Consider the following 4,965-nt stretch of genomic DNA (forward strand, 5'->3'; position numbering starts at 1 on the left):
GGACCAGCGCCACCGCCTCCGGCACCTGGCGCACCTGCGCCTCGAACAGCTCGTGGATGCACCGCTCCGACGGATAGGCCGCCGCCGTCCGGTTCAACTCCTCCAAAAGATAGGCGCGCTCGTCGGCCGGCAGGATGTCCAGGTTGCGCACCGGCGTATTGGGGGCATGCTCCAGTGCCCCTGCCAGTTGCTCGAGCACGTGCTGCATGTAGCCGCAGACCCGATCCGCAGAGATTGGCTCCGCCACCTTCGCCGTCAGGCCGAGCGCCTCGCCATAATCTTCCACCGACAGGGTCAGCGGATAGTTGGTGCGTTCCTCCCCGCCCAGCCATTCCACCCCCGCCAGGACATCATCCGGTCCGGAGCCGGACATGGCCGCCGGCGTGTTGTGGCGGTAGTTCAACAGCGCGCTGAACAGCGGCGCCGGCGCCGCAACGCCGCTGCAGCGTTGCGCCAGCGCCAGCGAGGCATGCTCGTGCGCCAGCAGCTCGGAAAGCCGCGCATGCGTGCTGCGCACGCTCGCCGCGACCCCGGTCCCGTCCAGGTCAAGCCGCACAGGCAGGGTGTTGATGAACAGGCCCATTGTGCGGTCGGCGCCCGCACCCGCATGCATACGGCCGAACAGCACCGTGCCGAACACCACCTGCTCTCGTCCGCTGCTGCGCGCCACCACCTGCCCCCAGGCCAGATGGCACAGGCTGGCCAGGCTCACCCCCAGCCGCCGCGCCTGTGCCCGCAGCCGCTCGTTGAGCGCCTGCGGCAGCATCCGATGCGCCTCGCCGACCTCGCTGCCGTCGCCGTAGACTTCGCTCAGCCCGAACGGCATCGTCGGCTCGTCGATGTCCGACAACTGTTCCTGGAAGAACTGCTCATGCGCCTTGGCATCGACACCCAGGCGCGCCTGCGCCACCAGATTGCGGAACGGCTGCGGTACTGCAAGCTCATGCGCGCGTCCCTCCAGCACGGCCCGCACCTCGGCATGCATCACTTCCAGCGTCGTGTGATCCCCGATCAGATGGTGCTGCAACTCCAGCAGCAGCCAGCGTGTGCTGCCGGGCTCGCGCGCGATCACAAACCGCAACAAGGGCGCCCGGCCAAGATCGATGCGGTGCCGGCGCGGATCAAACCGGCGCCGGAGCTCATCGGGGCCGGAACCATCACACGCATCCAGCTCGACCTCGCTCACCTCCAGCGGCGCACGCCGCCACACCACCTGGGCTGGGCTCGACAGCCCCGCCCAGACAAACGACGTGCGCAAGATGTCGTGCCGATCCACCACCTGCTGAACCGCGCCAAGATAGCGCTCCAACAGGTCATGGTCGGCAAACGCCATCTGCGACACCAGCAGGTAGGGATCGCCCCGGCTGGCCAGCAGATGATGGAACAGGATGCCGTCCTGCAGCGGCGACAAGCCATAAATGTCCTGGATGTTGCCGACGCCGCCGGGCACCGTGGCGACGATCCGGTTGATCTCCGGCTGGGCCAACTCAATGAGCGGCAGCATCTGCGGCGTAATCGCCGTGCTCTGCTCGGTGATCAGGTTGGCAGGCACCGCCACCTCGTGATGGCTGCCAAGGCTGGCCGCAAGATCGGCAAGCACCGGCCTGGCGAACAGGGTGCGCACCTCGACCCCAAGCGACAGCCGCCGCAGACGCTCCATCAGTTGAACCGCTAAGAGCGAGTGGCCGCCGAGTTCGAAGAAGTTGTCGTGGCGTCCGACCCGCTCGACCCCGAGAAGCTCCGCCCAGATCTGTGCCAGCGCCGTTTCGATCCCGTCGCGCGGCGCCTCATAGGCCGCCCGCGCATAGGCGTCGTCGGCCGGCGCCGGCAGTCCCTTGCGGTCGAGCTTGCCGTTCGGCGTCAGCGGCAGCGCCTCGATCCGCACGAACGCAGCCGGCACCATGTAGTCCGGCAGCCGCCCGCTCACATGCGCGCGCAAGGCGCCGGCAAGCCCGCCTCCATCGTCCTCGTCCGAGCCGGCCTCGGGTCCACACACCACATAGGCGACAAGGTGCTTGTCGCCGGCGCGGTCCTGGCGCGCCACCACCGCCGCCTCGCGCACCCAGGCATGCTCGATCAGCCGCGCGGCGATCTCGCCCGGCTCGATGCGGAAGCCGCGGATCTTCACCTGGTCGTCGTTGCGGCCCAGAAACTCCAGATTGCCGTCCGGCAGATAGCGCGCCAGGTCGCCGGTCTTGTACATCCGCGCCCCGGGTTCATCGCTGAACGGATCGGCCAGAAACCGCTCCGCCGTCAGCTCAGGCCGGTTCAGGTAACCACGCGCAACACCCGCCCCGCCAATGTAAAGCTCACCCACCGCCCCGAACGGCACGGGCGCACCATGACCGTCCAGCAGATAGATCCGCGTGTTCGCAATCGGACGGCCGATATGTTGCACAGCGTTGTCACTGAAGAGCTGTCCCGAAGTTGCCACGACAGTAGCTTCAGTAGGGCCATAGTTATTTACTAACTTGAGAGATGACGGTTCCAGCGAAGGCACACGCTGGACACGATCACCACCGATAAGCAAGTACTCCAACGTGGGGTTTATCAGCTTGTCTTCTAACGCGGTTGTAGCCAGCGGCGTGACTAAAAACGCGGCGTCCAGTGGCTGATCACGCCACCATTGCAGTAGAAGCAGGGGATCTCCTCCTGCTGCTCTGGGCGGGAGCAGCAATGCGCTACGATTGGATAATGCAGACCATAGCTCCCAAGCGCTGGCATCGAATGCCACTCCAGCCGTGAGTGTGCAGCAGGTTTCTGGTTGCGGACAAAACCTTTGCACATGCCATGCTGTAAGATTGACCAAGCTGTGGTGCTCGACCATGACGCCCTTTGGGCTTCCGGTGGAGCCGGAGGTGTAGATGACATAGGCGAGATGGCGGGAGGTGAGGCCAAGGGCGCGCGGCTCGGGATCGCAAGCGGGCAGCCCGGCCCAGGCCGGGGTGGCCGTCGTAAGATCGACCACCCTCACATCGGCCAGCGCCTCGGCGCCCAGTGCGGCGCGTCCGGCCGCATCGGCCAGCAGCAGGTGCGGCGCGGCTTCGTCGAGAACCTGCCGCAGCCGCGCGCAGGGATAGGCCGGGTCCAGCGGCAGATAGGCACCGCCCGCCTTGAGGATCGCCAAGAGACCCACCACCATCGCCGGGCTGCGCTCCAGGCAGATCGCCACCGGCTGGTCCGGCTTCACCCCGAGCGCGATCAGATGATGCGCCAGCCGGTTGGCCCGGGCGTTGAGCTCGCCATAGCTCAGCCGCTCGTCCTCATGGACCAGCGCCACCGCCTCCGGCACCTGGCGCACCTGCGCCTCGAACAGCTCGTGGATGCACCGCTCCGAAGGATAGGCCGCCGCCGTCCGGTTCAACTCCTCCAGCAGATAGGTCCGCTCGTCGGATGACAGCAGCTCGATGCGGCCGACCGGCTGGCCTGCATCGGCAACCATCGCCCGCAGCAGCGCCAGCAGATAACCACGCTGCCGCTCGATCGTCGCCTGATCGAACAGCGCCGTGACATAACCGAATGTTCCGGCGATCACCTCGCCATGCTCGCCAAGGCTTAGCTCCAGATCGAACTTGACCTGATCGAACCCATCCCCGGCAGCCTCCACACTCAGCCCCGGAAGGTCCAATGACCCGACGGCGTTGTTCTGCCAGGCCAGCATCACCTGGAACAACGGCGTGTGATCAAGATGCCGTGGCGGCTGCACGATCTCGACCACCTGCTCGAATGGCAGGTCCTGATGTTCCTGCGCAGCCAGCGCCGTGCGCCGCGTCCGTTCCAGAAGCTCCGACACGCTCGGCACGCCCGACAGGTCCAGCCGAAGCGCCAGGGTGTTCACGAAGAAGCCGATCAACTCTTCAATCTCGCGCCGGCCTCGATTGGCGCTCGGCACGCCGATCACAATGTCCTCCTGCCCCGACAGACGCGACAGCACCGCCGCCCAGGCCGCCAGCACCGTCATGAACAACGTCGTGCCATGCTGCCGGCTCAGCCGCTTCAGCCGCCGCGTCAGATCCGCATCGATGACGATCGGCACACTGGCCCCGGCAAACGACTGCTGGGCCGACCGCGGCCGGTCCGTCGGCAAGGCAAGACGGGCCGGAGCGCCAGACAGGGCGTCGCGCCAATACTGCGCCTGGTTCTGCAGCCGTTCCCCCGACAGCCACTGCCGTTGCCAGGCGGCATAATCCGGGTACTGGATTGCCAGCGGCGGCAAAGGATCGTCCTGTCCAGCCTCGAACGCCCGGTAAAGCTGACTGAGTTCACGCACCAGCACGCCCATCGACCAGCCGTCCGAGACGATGTGATGCTGCGTCAGCAGGAAGACGTGCTCCGCATCCGACATCCGGATCAGACGCCCGCGGATCAGCGGGCCACCCGCAAGATCGAATGGCGTGCGCGCCTCTTCATGGCACAGATCCAGAAGCGCCGCTTCCGCATCCGGCCTGTGCCGCAGATCGTGCTCAAGTACGGGCAGCCCCGCATCCGGCGGCAGAACCTCAACCCAGGGCTTGCCATCCGACGCGACAAAGACACTGCGCAGCGCTTCATGACGCGCAAGCAAACGGTCAAGGCTGCGCTGCCACGAGGTGCGGTCGAGCACACCACGCAGCCGCAAGGCCAGCGGAATGTGATAGTTGGTGCTGCCCTCGTCCAGCTGCGCCAAAAACCACAGCCGCTGCTGCGCAAACGACAGCACAAGCGGCTCATTACGCGACACAGCCGCAATCCCCGGCAGTTCTTGGGAGCCGGAGCGGCTCAACTGCTCGACAATGCTTTCCGCCAGATCGGCCAGCACCGGTTTGGCGAACAGCCGCGTCAGCGGCAGCTCGACACCAACAGCCTGTGACAGCCGGCTCGAGAGCTGCACCGCCAAGAGCGAGTGGCCGCCGAGTTCGAAGAAGTTATCGTGGCGTCCGACCCGCTCGACCCCGAGAAGCTCCGCCCAGATCTGTGCCAGCGCCG

At 66.4% G+C, this 4,965-nt stretch carries 1 protein-coding gene; it reads right to left on the minus strand.

Annotated elements, in window-relative coordinates; all coding sequences use genetic code 11:
- A partial coding sequence (locus tag NKH49_RS34335) for a non-ribosomal peptide synthetase (RefSeq protein WP_352930080.1) occupies positions 1 to 4,965 on the minus strand: 4,965 nt, incomplete at both ends.

This window comes from Mesorhizobium sp. M1088, from assembly GCF_040318575.1.
Taxonomy (GTDB): Bacteria; Pseudomonadota; Alphaproteobacteria; order Rhizobiales; family Rhizobiaceae; genus Mesorhizobium.